The sequence below is a fragment of the Variovorax robiniae genome (genome assembly GCF_037889955.1).
Lineage (GTDB): Bacteria > Pseudomonadota > Gammaproteobacteria > Burkholderiales > Burkholderiaceae_C > Variovorax > Variovorax robiniae.
Genome location: NZ_JBBKZS010000005.1, coordinates 12,696 through 25,657, shown reverse-complemented (window position 1 = coordinate 25,657; position 12,962 = coordinate 12,696). Strand labels below are relative to the sequence as shown.

General features: G+C 66.7%; 14 protein-coding genes. 5 read left to right on the top strand and 9 right to left on the bottom strand.

What is annotated here, in order from left to right; all coding sequences use genetic code 11:
- Window positions 1–11: 11 nt before the first annotated feature.
- Window positions 12–524, bottom strand: coding sequence for a hypothetical protein (locus tag WKW79_RS13485; protein WP_340335678.1), 513 nt, complete (start codon window positions 522–524; stop codon window positions 12–14).
- A 241-nt stretch (window positions 525–765) separates the two neighbouring features.
- On the opposite strand from WKW79_RS13485, the gene WKW79_RS13480 reads away from it, so the two are divergent.
- Window positions 766–1,317: a hypothetical protein gene (locus WKW79_RS13480; protein WP_340335677.1), complete on the top strand. Its 552-nt coding sequence runs from the start codon at window positions 766–768 to the stop codon at window positions 1,315–1,317.
- Window positions 1,318–1,466: 149 nt separating this feature from the next.
- On the opposite strand, the gene WKW79_RS13475 is transcribed toward WKW79_RS13480, so the two are convergent.
- Window positions 1,467–2,630, bottom strand: a complete 1,164-nt coding sequence (locus WKW79_RS13475; protein ID WP_340335676.1) for a DUF3616 domain-containing protein — start codon at window positions 2,628–2,630, stop codon at window positions 1,467–1,469.
- Between the two features lie 276 nt (window positions 2,631–2,906).
- Between WKW79_RS13475 and WKW79_RS13470 the strand changes: the two genes are divergently transcribed.
- The gene (locus tag WKW79_RS13470) at window positions 2,907–3,395 is read left to right on the top strand and encodes a low molecular weight phosphatase family protein (RefSeq protein WP_340335675.1); all 489 of its coding nucleotides are present in this window, start codon (window positions 2,907–2,909) and stop codon (window positions 3,393–3,395) included.
- Between the two features lie 68 nt (window positions 3,396–3,463).
- Here WKW79_RS13470 and ureG read toward each other — a convergent pair whose 3' ends face one another.
- From ureG to ureE, 3 genes are read right to left on the bottom strand one after another with little or no spacing between them, the layout of a single operon-like run.
- The gene (gene ureG, locus WKW79_RS13465) at window positions 3,464–4,114 is read right to left on the bottom strand and encodes an urease accessory protein UreG (RefSeq protein ID WP_340335674.1); all 651 of its coding nucleotides are present in this window, start codon (window positions 4,112–4,114) and stop codon (window positions 3,464–3,466) included.
- Window positions 4,115–4,134: 20 nt separating this feature from the next.
- Window positions 4,135–4,836 (bottom strand): urease accessory protein UreF, encoded by a 702-nt coding sequence (locus WKW79_RS13460; protein WP_340335673.1) that lies wholly within the window; start codon window positions 4,834–4,836, stop codon window positions 4,135–4,137.
- On the bottom strand, window positions 4,836–5,474 hold the full coding sequence (gene ureE / locus WKW79_RS13455) for an urease accessory protein UreE (RefSeq protein WP_340335672.1): 639 nt from the start codon (window positions 5,472–5,474) through the stop codon (window positions 4,836–4,838). The genes WKW79_RS13460 and ureE overlap by 1 nt, the downstream gene beginning before the upstream one ends.
- 69 nt (window positions 5,475–5,543) lie before the next feature.
- Between ureE and WKW79_RS13450 the strand changes: the two genes are divergently transcribed.
- Both WKW79_RS13450 and WKW79_RS13445 read left to right on the top strand, forming a co-directional pair.
- On the top strand, window positions 5,544–5,771 hold the full coding sequence (locus WKW79_RS13450; protein ID WP_340335671.1) for an AbrB/MazE/SpoVT family DNA-binding domain-containing protein: 228 nt from the start codon (window positions 5,544–5,546) through the stop codon (window positions 5,769–5,771).
- Window positions 5,768–6,160, top strand: a complete 393-nt coding sequence (locus WKW79_RS13445) for a type II toxin-antitoxin system death-on-curing family toxin (RefSeq protein ID WP_340335670.1) — start codon at window positions 5,768–5,770, stop codon at window positions 6,158–6,160. Before WKW79_RS13450 ends, WKW79_RS13445 begins: the two co-directional genes overlap by 4 nt.
- A gap of 33 nt (window positions 6,161–6,193) precedes the next feature.
- On the opposite strand, the gene ureC is transcribed toward WKW79_RS13445, so the two are convergent.
- Genes ureC through WKW79_RS13425 form a run of 4 tightly spaced genes read right to left on the bottom strand, consistent with a single transcriptional unit; the run spans window position 6,194 to window position 9,154 of the window.
- The gene (gene ureC / locus WKW79_RS13440; RefSeq protein ID WP_340335669.1) at window positions 6,194–7,912 is read right to left on the bottom strand and encodes an urease subunit alpha; all 1,719 of its coding nucleotides are present in this window, start codon (window positions 7,910–7,912) and stop codon (window positions 6,194–6,196) included.
- Window positions 7,913–8,218, bottom strand: a complete 306-nt coding sequence (locus tag WKW79_RS13435) for an urease subunit beta (RefSeq protein WP_340335668.1) — start codon at window positions 8,216–8,218, stop codon at window positions 7,913–7,915.
- Window positions 8,219–8,220: 2 nt separating this feature from the next.
- Window positions 8,221–8,823 carry a HupE/UreJ family protein gene (locus WKW79_RS13430; protein WP_340335667.1) on the bottom strand — a complete coding sequence of 201 codons (603 nt, stop codon included), beginning with the start codon at window positions 8,821–8,823 and terminating at the stop codon, window positions 8,221–8,223.
- Between the two features lie 28 nt (window positions 8,824–8,851).
- A complete protein-coding gene (locus WKW79_RS13425) occupies window positions 8,852–9,154 on the bottom strand; it encodes an urease subunit gamma (RefSeq protein ID WP_183025330.1) in 303 nt (100 codons plus the stop codon).
- A gap of 224 nt (window positions 9,155–9,378) precedes the next feature.
- On the opposite strand from WKW79_RS13425, the gene WKW79_RS13420 reads away from it, so the two are divergent.
- On the top strand, window positions 9,379–12,882 hold the full coding sequence (locus WKW79_RS13420; protein WP_340335666.1) for a hybrid sensor histidine kinase/response regulator: 3,504 nt from the start codon (window positions 9,379–9,381) through the stop codon (window positions 12,880–12,882).
- Window positions 12,883–12,962 lie beyond the last annotated feature (80 nt).

Genomic DNA, 12,962 nt, shown 5'->3' with positions numbered 1-12,962 from the left:
ACAAGCGTGCGCTATTTCTTCGCCGCACGCTCCACGCTCAGGACAGCGGCTTCGGTGATCACTGCGCGCACTTCGCTGCCGACCTTGAGTTTGCTGGTGTCCATGCCTTCCGGAATCTTCACGGTGACGGTGCGCGAGACGCCGCGCAGCGTGGCGGTGCCGGCCTTGCGGTCGATGGCCTGTACCACCGCCAGGACTTCCACTGTGTTCGATGCGCCGACCGCAGGCAGCGAGCCGGCGGGTGCGGTGCCGCCGCCGCTGGTCTCCACGCGCTCGCGGATGCCGTCGCTCTTGGCCACGGGCTCCAGCATGGCCGCGACGGCGGCTGCGTAGCGCAGCACGAGCTGGTCGCCCACGCGGACTTCATCGAAATTCTTGACCTCGGCGGGGACGGCGAGCGTCACGACCTTACCCTTCGGGCCCTTCAGCACGAGGGTGCGATGGGCCTTGTCGAGCTCGACGACGGTGGCGCGAACTTCGAGCTCACCCCCTGCGACACCCATGCCGGCGTTGGCCGGCTTCACAGGATCCTTTGCAAGCGCTGCCTGGGACAGCGAGAGTGCACACGCCAACACGATTGCGGAGTAACGCATGAGGTAGTCCCTGTGGTGAGTTGCGGGCCAATGTAGCTGAAAGACCTGAGCGCAAGTCATGCCGTAACCGCTCGTTGCACCAAAGTGCACGGGGCCGTTCCCGAACGTGCGTTTGCATGCGGCCTGGCAAGCTAGTAAGGTCGATTGCTTCACCTGCCCAGGGGCCATGCTCATGCGACAACTGCTTCTGCTCCGCGGTGCCTTCAATATCCTGTTCGGCCTCGGCCTGCTGCTGGCGCCGAAGAGTACGGCGCTGGGCGGCTGGTACGGCGTGATCGACGGGGTGCTCGGCCTGGGACTTGCCATCGCGTTGTTCCGCAGCGTGCAGGGGCAATGGCTGTTCTTCGTGGTGCTGCTCGATGCCATGGTGCGCCTCGTCTTCGGCGGGACGATCCTGCTGAATCCCAACATCACGTCGAACCTTTTCACGGGCGCCTTCTTCACGACCGCCGTGGTCACGGTCTTCATCGCGATGGGCATCACTGGCGTGATCTACGCCTTGCTGCGGGCGATGCGGCAGCGTGGCGAACCCTTTTCCACGCAGTCCTTCGTGTGGCCCGTGGTGGCTGCCAGCGTGTGCACGGCGCTCTTCGGCGTGGGCCTGCTGCTGGGGCCTGCGGGCAGTGGCGAGCGGCGCATCGTCGCCTGTGTGTATGGCGTGGCCTTCGGATTGATCCTGCTGGTGGCGGGCCTGCGCAGTCGCAGCGCTGTCGCGACGGCGTGAGGCGCCTGTCAGCCTTGCGGCATCACACGCGCGTAAGAATTGCCGATCACGATGCGTGGGTGGCGGCCTGTTCGCGTTGGTAGGGGATTTTCGGTGCCAGCTTTGGTCGGCGGATCCTCGATGCCACGGGCTGCCATCCACCCTCTGAATCAGCGCCCGGTTTTCAATTGGCCCGGGTCCAGCAACAGGTAGTGGGCAGGGCGTTCTTCCTTCCGATTGCCGTCGTCGCTGACGATGACGATCCGCTCCACGCCGTCGAGCACGGCAGGGGCCACGCCTTCTCCGCGTCCCAGTCCTTGCAATCCCGGAATGGTGATGCGTCGTGCCGGCCCTTCATGCCGCCCATTCCAGCGCCACAGCGCGAACTCGCCCGGCTCGCGTGAAACCGGCCCGCTGATGACCAGGTAGTCGCCCAGGGAAGGGAGCCATGTCAGGGCGCGAATGCCGTGGCCATCGAGGTCGAGTTCATCGAGCTCGGCGGCCAGTCGGGGCGGCTCGTCGTCCGCGAAGATGCCGTTCGGATTCAGCACGCTCGCGATGATGGCGCGGCCCTCGTGCAACGGACTGCGAAAGCCGATCATGAGCCGCTTCTCGTCCGCGTGGATCTCCAGGCCTTCGATGTTCAGCCCGCCGCCGTTCTTGACATCGCGGATTCCGGCCGCCTCCGCAAGCAAGGGAAACTGCGCGGTCAAGGCGCCCTTCAGGCCGCGGAAGACCTTGGGATCGATCACCCTGGATCCATCGATCCGGAACCGGACCAGGCGCTCCCGGGACTTCTTCTCGTCGCCGTCGTCATCCCGGGAATGGGAGGTGATGGCGTAGACGAAGCCCGCGCTGTCGAGGGCCAGTCCTTCGAGGTCGCTGAGATTCCAGAAGTCATCGAAGACATGGAGCAACCCCGGGGTGAGCCGCTCGCTGTCGATACTGCCATCGGCGGCGATCGTGACCAGGCTGAACTGATGGTGCTTCTCGTCCTCGACCACCAGAAGCCGCCCGTCCGGCAGTTGCTGGACGGCCGACGGTTCGTAGATGCCCGTCATGGGCAGGAAACCGGGAGCAGTGGAGGGTTGCACGGCGGGATTGTCTACCCGGGCGAAGTCGACGTCACGCGGTCTCCGGGCCGGCCGGACGGGGACCGTTGGCTGGCATCGGCACGCCATTCCTGCCGAGCGGCTGCTGGCCTCGGGCCGACTGCGGCGCGCCGGCAGGGGGATCGCGCCGTTGGGCGTCAGTTGCCACCTGGTCTGCGCGAGCGAGCGTGTGCGCCGTCGTCCGGTGGTCCGCAGCTTCTGCGCGTCGATGGACTGGTCCATCGCCAGTCGCTGCACGACATGGTGCTTCGCTCGTTCGGTTCGCGGGCGTTGAAGGACTGCGCCGGCAGCCCGGCCGGAAGGACGCGCAGGCGGTGTTGCGCCCGCTGTTCTTCACCAGCTTCGTGCTGGCGGACTACCTGCGGGACAAGGCAAGGCGCCTGGCTTGCGCTGCGTCAGGGAAATGGAGCGGTGGTTGCGTAACAATCGTTAATGAGAATCCGCGCCGCGGCAGGCCGCTTGTCGCGGCGGCAATGTGGTTTGCGCTGACTCACTTCGATGGCAAAAAGAATAGTCTTCGTTTCCAGGCGCAACTCCCTGCGCAGCATCCTGGCCCATGCGTGCCTCATGCATCTTGCCGGGGACCGCTTCGCGGTCGTTTCCTGTGGCGATCCAAGGCATGTCAGCCCGTCGATTCACCCCGCGGCAGCCGGTGCGCTGGTCAGTGCCGGCATTGCAGTGCCAGTGACGCAGCCGCGAGGCTGGAACGAACTGGCCCGGCCGGGCTCGGCACGTTTCGATTTCGTCATCTCGCTGGACGGGCCGACGCAACTCCTGGAGCCCAACTGGCCCGGGCAACCGTATTCCGCGCTGTGGGCGTTCCCGGATGCGGCGTCATTCGCGAAGGCCGAGGACACGGCCCACGCCGCCATCCAGATCCTCTACGGCCTGCGCCGCCGGCTTGAATTGCTGATCAGCCTTCCGTTCCACCGGGCCGACCCGGCGGCGATCGGTTCCGACATCCGCGACCTCGGGTACCTGGACTGACTTCACCGCGCATCGCGGACAAGCCGGCGCGCGTCGGAGCATCCAGTGCGCGCCGACCCTCGCGCTCGTCAGTCTTCCACCAGCATCCCGCGCTGCTCGATGAACGCGATGACCTCGGCCAGGCCGGTGTTGGTCTTGAGGTTGGTCATCACATAGGGCCGCTGCTTGCGCATGCGCTTCGTGTCGGCCTCCATCACGCCCAGGTCGGCGCCGACGTAGGGCGCGAGGTCGGTCTTGTTGATGACGAACAGGTCGCTCTTGGTGATGCCGGGGCCGCCCTTGCGCGGGATCTTCTCGCCGGCGGCCACGTCGATGACGTAGATGGTGAGGTCGCTGAGTTCAGGGCTGAAGGTGGCGGCCAGGTTGTCGCCGCCGGATTCTACGAAGACCACGTCGGCATCCGGGAAGTCGCCGAGCATGCGGTCGATGGCCTCGAGGTTGATGGAGGCGTCCTCGCGGATCGCGGTGTGCGGGCAGCCGCCGGTTTCCACGCCCATGATGCGCTCGGCGGGCAGGGCGCCGGCAACGGTCAGCAGGCGCTGGTCTTCCTTCGTATAGATGTCGTTGGTGATGGCGATGAGGTCGTACTTGTCGCGCATGGCCTTGCAGAGCATCTCCAGCAGGGTGGTCTTGCCGGAACCCACCGGTCCGCCGATGCCCACGCGCAGCGGCGGCAGTTTCTTGGTGCGGTTGGCGATGTGGTGCAGGGCGGAGGACATGGTCGTGTGATGCAAGAAGTTCAACTGCGGAAAAGGCGGGAATACTGGGCTTCGTGCCGTGCGGAATAGACCGCGAGCATCGGCGAGAAGGCCTGGCGATCGTCATCCGCGAGTGTGATCGCATGGTCGACGGCCGTGGGAATTTCATGCGCGAGGCGGCCCAGGATGCGCTGGCCGGCGCTCTGGCCCAGGGGCACGCATTTGACGGCGGCGCCGGTCATGTTCTCGGCCCAGCCGAAGGCGAAGGCGAGGCAGCCATCGCGCACGCCGGCATCGGTGCGGCTGGCCGCGAAGGCGAAGGCCACGGGATAGGTGACGGGCAGGCCGTCGAAGGCGCCGGCGATTCCGTCATGGTGCAGCTTGAGCCACTCGACGAAGGAGCGGCCCATCTGCTCGGCCTGGAGCAGGAACTCGGCGGACTCGCGGGTTTGCAGGACCCAGGCGTTGAGGGTGCGGATGCGTTCGGCATCGTTGGCGCGCCAGGCCGCGATGGCTTGCGCGACAACGGGCAGGTCGCCACGCGAGAGGCTCAGGTGGAGCTGGTCGACGATCCAGTCGGAGGCCTGCGCTTCGCTCGCCAGGCCAGCCCATTCCACACCGGCTTCCAGGCCTTCGGAATAGGAGAAGCCGCCGATGGGCAACGCGGGTGAGGCGAGCCAGATGAGTTGCAGCAGGCTGGCCGCGGGGAGTGCGGCGGGGGCAGCGGCAGGGGCGTCAGGCATCAGTGCGAATGGCCGTGGGAGTGGTCGTGATCGTGGCCGTGCCCGTGGTCATGTGCGTGGTCGTCTTGAGTCGGCGTGCCCGTGTAGGCATCGGGATGCAACACGGGGCCGACCGGTGCCTTGCCACCATGCGAATGCCCATGGTCATGCGCGTGGCCGTGATCGTGTCCGTGACCGCCACCCTGCGCCCCATACGCCCCGCCTTCCGGCTCGAACGCCTCGTTGGCGTCGTGCACGATCAGGTGCATCGAGCGCAGCATCGCGGCCAGCACATGGTCGGGCTCGATCTTCAGGTGGTCGGGCTTGAGTTCGATCGGCACATGCCGGTTGCCCAGGTGGTAGGCCGCGCGCGTCAGGTCGAAAGGCGTGCCATGCGCCGAGCAGTGCGTGATGACCAGCACCGGCTGCGGCGCGGCGATCACGCGCACCAGCGATCCGTCCTCGGCCACCAGCACGTCGCCCCCGCGCACGGCCGTGCCTCGCGGCAGGAACACGCCGATCTGCCGACCCTGCGAATCGGTGGCGTCGAAGCGGCTCTTCTGGCGCACGTCCCAGTCGAGTTCGACGGTGGCGGCGCGCTTGAGGAGGACGGGAGCAAGGCCCTTGCCTTGCGGCATCAGTTTGTTGGCGGTGAGCATGTGCTGGGCTTGATTGGTAGGCTCGGAGTGCAGATAATATAACGACCGTTATAACTTAGGGAGCGCTGAATGTCCGCCCTCAAACTTACGCAGATCGGAAACTCGGTCGGTGTCATCCTGCCAAAGGAAATGCTCGCGTACCTGAAGGTCGAGAAGGGGGACACCTTGTTCGTCAGCGAGTCCGCCAATGGCGGGTACACGCTGACGCCGTACGACCCGGAACTGGACGAGCAAGTCAAGCTCGGTCGCGAGTTCATGCGCGAGTTCCGCGACACCTTCCACCAGCTGGCCAAATGAGCGAGTGGCGTTGGGTCAACCAACGCGCCCTGATGCTGCTGCATGAAGAGAGTCTTGCAGAGCATGGCGGTGCGCCCGGTATCCGTGACGAAGGCTTGCTGAAATCTGCACTGGCACGCCCGCTCAACCTCGTCGCCTATGGGGAGTCGGACATGGCGGAACTGGCCGCGGCCTACGGTGTGGGCCTTGCCAAGACCCATCCCTTTGTCGATGGCAACAAGCGGGTGGCGTTCCTCGCAGTCGGTTTGTTCCTCGCGCTCAACGGGTACAGGTTGGTGGTGTCGCAAGCCGAGGCGACCTTGTCCATGCTCGATGTCGCGGCGAGCGGCATCGACGAGGCCGAATTTGCCAACTGGATTCGCGATCACATCGTGCCGCGCGGCGGCTGACTCCGACGCCCGCCTCATACCCGGCACGAGCCTTCAGAACAAGAAGTACCTTTGCGTCATCGGCAGCGACACCGCCGGCTCGCAAGTCAGCAGGTGCCCATCCGCCCGCACCGCATAGGTCTGCGCATCGATCTCCATCCTGGGAGCGTAGCCGTTGTGCACCATGTGCTGCTTGCGCACGCCGCGGATGTTCTTCACCGCGCTCAGCGTCTTGGCCAGGCCGAAGCGCTGGCCGATGCCCGCGGCCAGGCCGGCCTGCGACACGAAAGTCAGTGAGCTTCGTGCCAGCGACCCGCCATACGCACCGAACTGCGGTCGGTAGTGCACCGGCTGCGGCGTCGGGATGGATGCACTCGGATCGCCCATCGCCGCCATCGCGATGCTGCCGCCCTTGAGGATGGTGAAGGGCTTGACCCCGAAGAAGGCCGGCTTCCACACCACCAGGTCGGCCCACTTGCCGACCTCGATGCTGCCCACCTCATGCGAGATGCCGTGCGCGATCGCCGGATTGATCGTGTACTTGGCGACGTAGCGCTTGGCGCGGAAGTTGTCGTTGCGCGCGCCGTCTTCCGGCAGCTTGCCGCGCTGGCCCTTCATCTTGTGCGCTGTCTGCCAGGTGCGGATGATCACCTCGCCCACGCGTCCCATGGCCTGCGAGTCGCTGCTGAACATGCTGATCGCGCCGAGGTCATGCAGGATGTCCTCCGCCGCGATCGTCTCCTTGCGGATGCGCGATTCGGCAAAGGCGAGGTCTTCGGCGATGCCGGCGTCGAGGTGGTGGCACACCATCAGCATGTCAACGTGCTCGTCGAGCGTGTTGACGGTGTAGGGCATCGTCGGGTTGGTGGAGGAGGGCAGGAAGTTGTCCTCGCCGACCACGCGCAGGATGTCCGGTGCATGGCCGCCGCCCGCGCCTTCGGTGTGGAAGGCGCAGATGCCGCGGCCCTTCACCGCCGCGATGGTGTTCTCGACGAAGCCCGATTCGTTCAGCGTGTCGCTGTGGATCGCGACCTGGGTGTCGGTGGCATCGGCCACGTCGAGGCAGTTGCTGATCGCGGCGGGTGTGGTGCCCCAGTCCTCGTGCAGCTTGAGGCCGATCACGCCCGCGTCGATCTGCTCGTGCAGCGCGGCCGGCAGGCTCGCATTGCCCTTGCCGAGGAAGCCGAGGTTCATCGGGAAGGCATCGGCCGCCTGCAGCATGCGCTCGATGTGCCAGGGGCCGGGCGTCGCGGTGGTCGCGAAGGTGCCGGTGGCCGGACCAGTGCCACCACCGAGCATGGTGGTCACTCCGGAGCTCAACGCCTCCTCGATCTGCTGCGGGCAGATGAAGTGGATGTGGCTGTCGATGCCGCCAGCCGTGACGATGTTGCCTTCGCAACTGATGACTTCGGTGCCCGGGCCGATGACGATGTCGACGCCAGGTTGCACGTCGGGGTTGCCCGCCTTGCCGATCGCGACGATGCGCCCGCCCTTCAGCCCGATGTCGGCCTTGACGATGCCCCAGTGGTCGAGGATCAGCGCGTTGGTCATGACGGTGTCGACCGCGCCTTCATTGCGCGTGCGCTGCGATTGCGCCATGCCGTCGCGGATCGTCTTGCCGCCGCCGAATTTCACTTCCTCGCCGTAGCCGCCGGCGCGCAGGGTGTAGTCGGCTTCGACTTCGATGACGAGGTCGGTATCTGCCAGGCGCACGCGGTCGCCGACGGTGGAGCCGAAGATTTCGGCGTATGCACGCCTGCCAATCGTTGCCATTTACAGCTTTCCTTGTACGAGGCCCTGAAAGCCGTAGACGATGCGGTCGCCAGCAAAGTCGCACAACTCGACCGTGCGTTGCTGCCCGGGCTCGAAGCGAACGGCCGTGCCCGATGCGATGTTCAGCCGCATGCCCCGCGCGGCCTCGCGGTCGAAGGCGAGCGCGCCGTTGGTCTCGGCGAAGTGGTAGTGCGAGCCGACCTGGATGGGCCGGTCCGCGGTGTTCTGCACGACCATCGTCACGGTGCGACGGCCCGGGTTGAGAACGTGCTCGCCCTCGTCGGTGATGAGTTCGCCGGGGATCATGTTCAGGCCACCTGCGCGAGCAGTGCCACGCCGAACAGCGCGACCGCGGCGCCGGCGATGCGCGGCAGCAAGGTGCTGCGTTGGCGCAGGAGCCAGCCGGCTGTGATGCCGGCGATGTGCAGCAAGGCCGTCGCGAGCACCATGCCGAAGACCGCTGCGCCGGCGCCGGTTTCACCCGAGAGTTCGTATCCATGCGCCACGCCATGGAAGACGGCGAACGCACCGACCACCGCCGCGGCGACCGGGCCGGGCAGGCGCAAGCGCGTGGCCACCAGCAGCCCCACGACCAGCAAGGACGCCGCGATCATCGGCTCGACCGCCGGCACCTGCACGCCCGCCAGTCCCGTCACTGCACCGACCAGCAGCATCGCTGCAAAGCCCAGCGGCGCCCACAACAGGTCGCGCGCGCCGCGTGCCGCCAGCGCGCTCCACAGCCCCACGCCGACCATCGCGGCCAGGTGGTCGATGCCGGTGAACGGATGCAGGAAGCCCTGCGTGAACCCGGCCGTGTGATGCGCGACGCCGTCGGCACCGACGTGGGCCGCGGCCGCGAGTGGCAGGGCGACGATCAAGGCAAGGAAAGTGGAACGCGACAACAGGCGCATGAGGAAATCTCCGCTGGATGAATGAGGTTCAGACGATCGGCTGGTGCACGGTGACGAGCTTGGTGCCGTCGGGGAAGGTGGCTTCGACCTGGATGTCCGGGATCATCTCGGCCACGCCGTCCATCACGTCGGCGCGCGTCAGCACGCTGCGGCCTTCGCTCATCAGCGCCGCGACGCTCTTGCCGTCGCGCGCGCCTTCCATGACGGCCGCCGAGATCAGCGCCACCGCCTCGGGGTAGTTGAGCTTGAGCCCCCGGGCCTGCCGGCGCTCCGCCAGCAGCGCCGCGGTGAAGATCAGCAGCTTGTCTTTTTCGCGTGGAGTCAATTCCATGGTCGGATCGGGTGGCTTGGAAGCGGCGGATTATGTGCGGGCCAGTCGCTTTGCAACAGTCGTGCCGTCCCCACGCACCGCTTGGTGTGCTTCTCTATTCCAGGAACACCGAGGAACCGGCTTTGCCGGGCCTCTGGTGTTGCCCCCGGTCGGGGGGGAGAGCCGCAGCGCGGCGACCTGGGGGCGAGCAACAAGTGCGGGCACGAAAGCTGCACGGACCCTGCGTGAGTCTCGCCCCGCCCATCCTCCCACCTGAAGTCACGACCGACGACGACGCCCCGCAGCGCATCGTCAAGGTGCGCCGCGACTACAACAGCTGGGTCGCGAGCGAGACGCTGGAAGACTACGCGCTGCGCTACACCCCGCAGCGCTTTCGCAAGTGGTCGGAATGGCGCGTGGCCAACACGGCCTTCGGCGCGGCGTCCTTCCTGATCCTCGAGGCGGTGGGCGCCACCTTGCTGGTGCAGTACGGCTTCCTCAATGCCTTCTGGGCCATCCTCACGACCGGCCTGATCATCTTCCTCGCGGGCCTGCCGATCAGCGTCTATGCCGCGCGCTACGGCGTCGACATGGACCTGCTCACGCGCGGCGCGGGCTTCGGCTACATCGGCTCGACCATCACCTCGCTGATCTACGCCTCCTTCACCTTCATCTTCTTCGCGCTGGAAGCCGCGGTGATGGCCTATGCGCTGGAACTGTCGCTGGGCATCCCGCCGGCTTGGGGCTACCTGGTCTGCGCGCTGGTGGTGATTCCGCTGGTGACGCACGGCGTGTCGGTCATCAGCCGGCTGCAACTCTGGACCCAGCCGATCTGGTTGCTGATGCTGGTGGTGCCCTTCGGCTATGTGTTGGCGCGCGATCCTGGTGCGTTTTCGGGCATCACGCACTACAGCGGTGTCAAGTCTGACATCGCGGGCTTCAACATGCACCTGTTCGGTGCCGGGCTCACGGTCGGCATCGCGCTGATCACGCAAATGGGCGAGCAGGCCGACTACCTGCGCTTCATGCCGGCGCGCACCCAGTCGACGCGCGGGCGCTGGTGGGCGGGCGTGCTGGCTGGCGGCCCGGGCTGGGTGGTGCTGGGCGTCATCAAGATGCTCGGCGGCGCGCTGCTGGCCTACCTGGCCATCACCCACATGGTGCCGCCGGAGCGCGCGGTCGACCCGAACCAGATGTACCTCGCCGCCTACGAGTACGTGTTCCCCAACTACGTCTGGGCGGTGGTGGCCACTGCGGTGTTCGTGGTGATCTCGCAGTTGAAGATCAACGTCACCAACGCGTATGCCGGCTCGCTGGCCTGGAGCAACTTCTTCTCGCGTGTCACGCACAGCCATCCAGGGCGCGTGGTGTGGGTCGTGTTCAACGCGCTCATCGCCTTCATGCTGATGGAGATGAACGTGTTCGAGGCGCTGGGCGATGTGCTCGGCCTCTACGCCAACATCGCCATCGCCTGGATGATGGCCGTGGTCGCGGACCTGGTGATCAACAAGCCGCTGGGCCTGTCGCCGCCGGGCATCGAGTTCAAGCGGGCGCACCTGTGGGACATCAACCCGGTCGGCGTGGGTGCGATGGCGCTGGCCTCGGGGCTGTCGATCAGCGCGCACCTCGGCGTGTTCGGGCAGACGGCGCAGGCATTTTCGGCACTCATCGCGCTGGGCACTGCCTTTGTCGTGACGCCGCTGCTGGCCTGGGTGACGAAGGGCAAGTACTACCTGGCGCGTGGGCCGGTGCACGACGGACGCGGCAAGGTGCTCTGGGCGAAAGTCGAGGCCGATGCAGGGAGCTACCAACGACTGGCACTCCAACGTTGCGTCATCTGCGAACGCGAATACGAAGGCCCCGACATGGCCCATTGCCCGGCCTACCAGGGCGCGATCTGCTCGCTGTGCTGCACGCTCGACGCGCGCTGCGGCGACCTCTGCAAGCCGCATGCGGCCCTGTCCGCCCAATGGTCCGCCGTGCTGCGCTGGCTGCTGCCGCGCCGCAGCTGGCGCTACCTCGACACCGGCCTCGGCCACTTCCTGCTGCTGATGATGATCATCGTGCCGCTGCTGGCGGCGGTGTTCGGCGTGCTCTACCAGCAGGAGCTTCGCGCCTTGCTGCTGAGCGATGCGGCCACGGCCAGTGCGCAGTCCCTGCGTGGCGGCTTTCTCAAGGCCTACATGGCGCTGCTGCTCATCGCGGGCATCGTGGCCTGGTGGCTGGTGCTCGCGCACCAGAGCCGCAAGGTGGCGCAGGAGGAATCGAACCGGCAGACGCATCTGCTGCAACGCGAGATCGCGCTGCACCGGGAGACCGACCGCGCATTGCAGGAGGCCAAGCAGGCCGCCGACCGTGCACGCACCACCGCGGACCTCGCCAACCAGGCCAAGAGCCGCTACATCTCCTCCATCAGCCACGAGTTGCGCACGCCGCTCAACAGCATCCTCGGCTATGCGCAACTGATGGGCGAGGATGCCTCGGTGCCGCCGCACCGCAAGCAGGCCGTGGCCGTGATCAAGCGCGGCGGCGAGCACCTGCTGTCGCTCATCGAGGGCACGCTCGACATTGCCCATATCGAAGCTGGCAAGCTCACGCTCAATCCCCGGCCCATGCCCTTCGCGGAAGCGATGCAGGAGCTGGCCGACATGTTCGAACTGCAGGCGGCGGAGAAGGGGCTGGCCTTCCGCTTCGAGCCCACCGGCGAGTTGCCCGCCGTGGTGCGCGCCGACGAGAAGCGCGTGCGGCAGATCCTCATCAACCTGCTCGGCAACGCGATCAAGTTCACGCGCAGCGGACAGGTTACGTTGCGCTTGCGCTATGCGCGCGAGTTCGCTGCGGTCGAGATCGAGGACACCGGTCCCGGCATGTCGCAGGCCGAACTCGACGTGATCTTCGAGCCCTTCTCGCGCGGCGAATCGCAGGGCGCCACGGGCGTGCCGGGTGCGGGGCTGGGCCTCACGATGGCCAAGATGCTGACCGACCTGATGGGTGGCGAGATGAAGGTGCAGAGCACGCCGGGGCAGGGCTCGGTGTTCCGGCTGCGGCTGTTCCTACCGCGTGTGCATGACGCGATGGCGATTGCCGAGCCGACGAAAGCCCTGGCGGCACTGCGCGCACGCCGCGGCTACCTCGGCGCAAGAAGGCGCCTGCTGGTGGTCGACAACGAGGAAGCCGACCGCGACCTGCTCGCCCATGTGCTGACGCCGCTGGGCTTCGAACTGCGCACCGCCGCCAGCGGCCACGATGCGCTGGACCTCATCGCTGCCGGCTATCGGCCCGATGCGATGTTCGTCGACCTGGCCATGCCCGGCATCGACGGCTGGGAGACCATCCGGCGCGCGCATCGGCTGGGCCTGACGAAGACGTCCGTGGCCATCGTCTCGGCCAACGCCTTCGACAAGCGGCTGCCGAATGACGTGGGCATCACGCCCGAGGATTTCTTCGTCAAGCCGGTGCGCCACAGCGACCTGCTCGATTGGCTGGAGCGCCGGCTTGCCCTTCAATGGACCGACAGCACCGTTGCCGCGCTCAAGGCACCACCCGTGCCGGCGGTGCAGGTGCGGCCCTCCGACGCGCGCCTCAAGGCGCTCGAAGAAGCCATCGGCCTCGGCTACTTCCGCGGAATCATGAACCAGTTGGACGACATCGATGCAGCGCAACCCGAATGCGCAAGCTGGACCGAGGCGCAGCGCACGCTGGCACGGCAATTCCAGTTCGAGGCCATGGGGCGGGTGATCGCGCAATGAACACCATGAGCATCGCCGGACCGCTCCAAGATGCGAACGCCCCCTCGGGGAGCAGCGAGGACACGAAGTGCCGAGCGTGG

Excerpts from the sequence above, each read along its gene's own strand:
- WKW79_RS13480 (WP_340335677.1), top strand. The coding sequence starts at position 766 with ATGCGACAACTGCTTCTGCTCCGCGGTGCCTTCAATATCCTGTTCGGC.
- WKW79_RS13475 (WP_340335676.1), bottom strand. The coding sequence starts at position 2,630 with ATGGACCAGTCCATCGACGCGCAGAAGCTGCGGACCACCGGACGACGG.
- WKW79_RS13470 (WP_340335675.1), top strand. The coding sequence starts at position 2,907 with ATGGCAAAAAGAATAGTCTTCGTTTCCAGGCGCAACTCCCTGCGCAGC.
- ureG (WP_340335674.1), bottom strand. The coding sequence starts at position 4,114 with ATGTCCTCCGCCCTGCACCACATCGCCAACCGCACCAAGAAACTGCCG.
- WKW79_RS13460 (WP_340335673.1), bottom strand. The coding sequence starts at position 4,836 with ATGCCTGACGCCCCTGCCGCTGCCCCCGCCGCACTCCCCGCGGCCAGC.
- ureE (WP_340335672.1), bottom strand. The coding sequence starts at position 5,474 with ATGCTCACCGCCAACAAACTGATGCCGCAAGGCAAGGGCCTTGCTCCC.
- WKW79_RS13450 (WP_340335671.1), top strand. The coding sequence starts at position 5,544 with ATGTCCGCCCTCAAACTTACGCAGATCGGAAACTCGGTCGGTGTCATC.
- WKW79_RS13445 (WP_340335670.1), top strand. The coding sequence starts at position 5,768 with ATGAGCGAGTGGCGTTGGGTCAACCAACGCGCCCTGATGCTGCTGCAT.
- ureC (WP_340335669.1), bottom strand. The coding sequence starts at position 7,912 with ATGGCAACGATTGGCAGGCGTGCATACGCCGAAATCTTCGGCTCCACC.
- WKW79_RS13435 (WP_340335668.1), bottom strand. The coding sequence starts at position 8,218 with ATGATCCCCGGCGAACTCATCACCGACGAGGGCGAGCACGTTCTCAAC.
- WKW79_RS13430 (WP_340335667.1), bottom strand. The coding sequence starts at position 8,823 with ATGCGCCTGTTGTCGCGTTCCACTTTCCTTGCCTTGATCGTCGCCCTG.
- WKW79_RS13425 (WP_183025330.1), bottom strand. The coding sequence starts at position 9,154 with ATGGAATTGACTCCACGCGAAAAAGACAAGCTGCTGATCTTCACCGCG.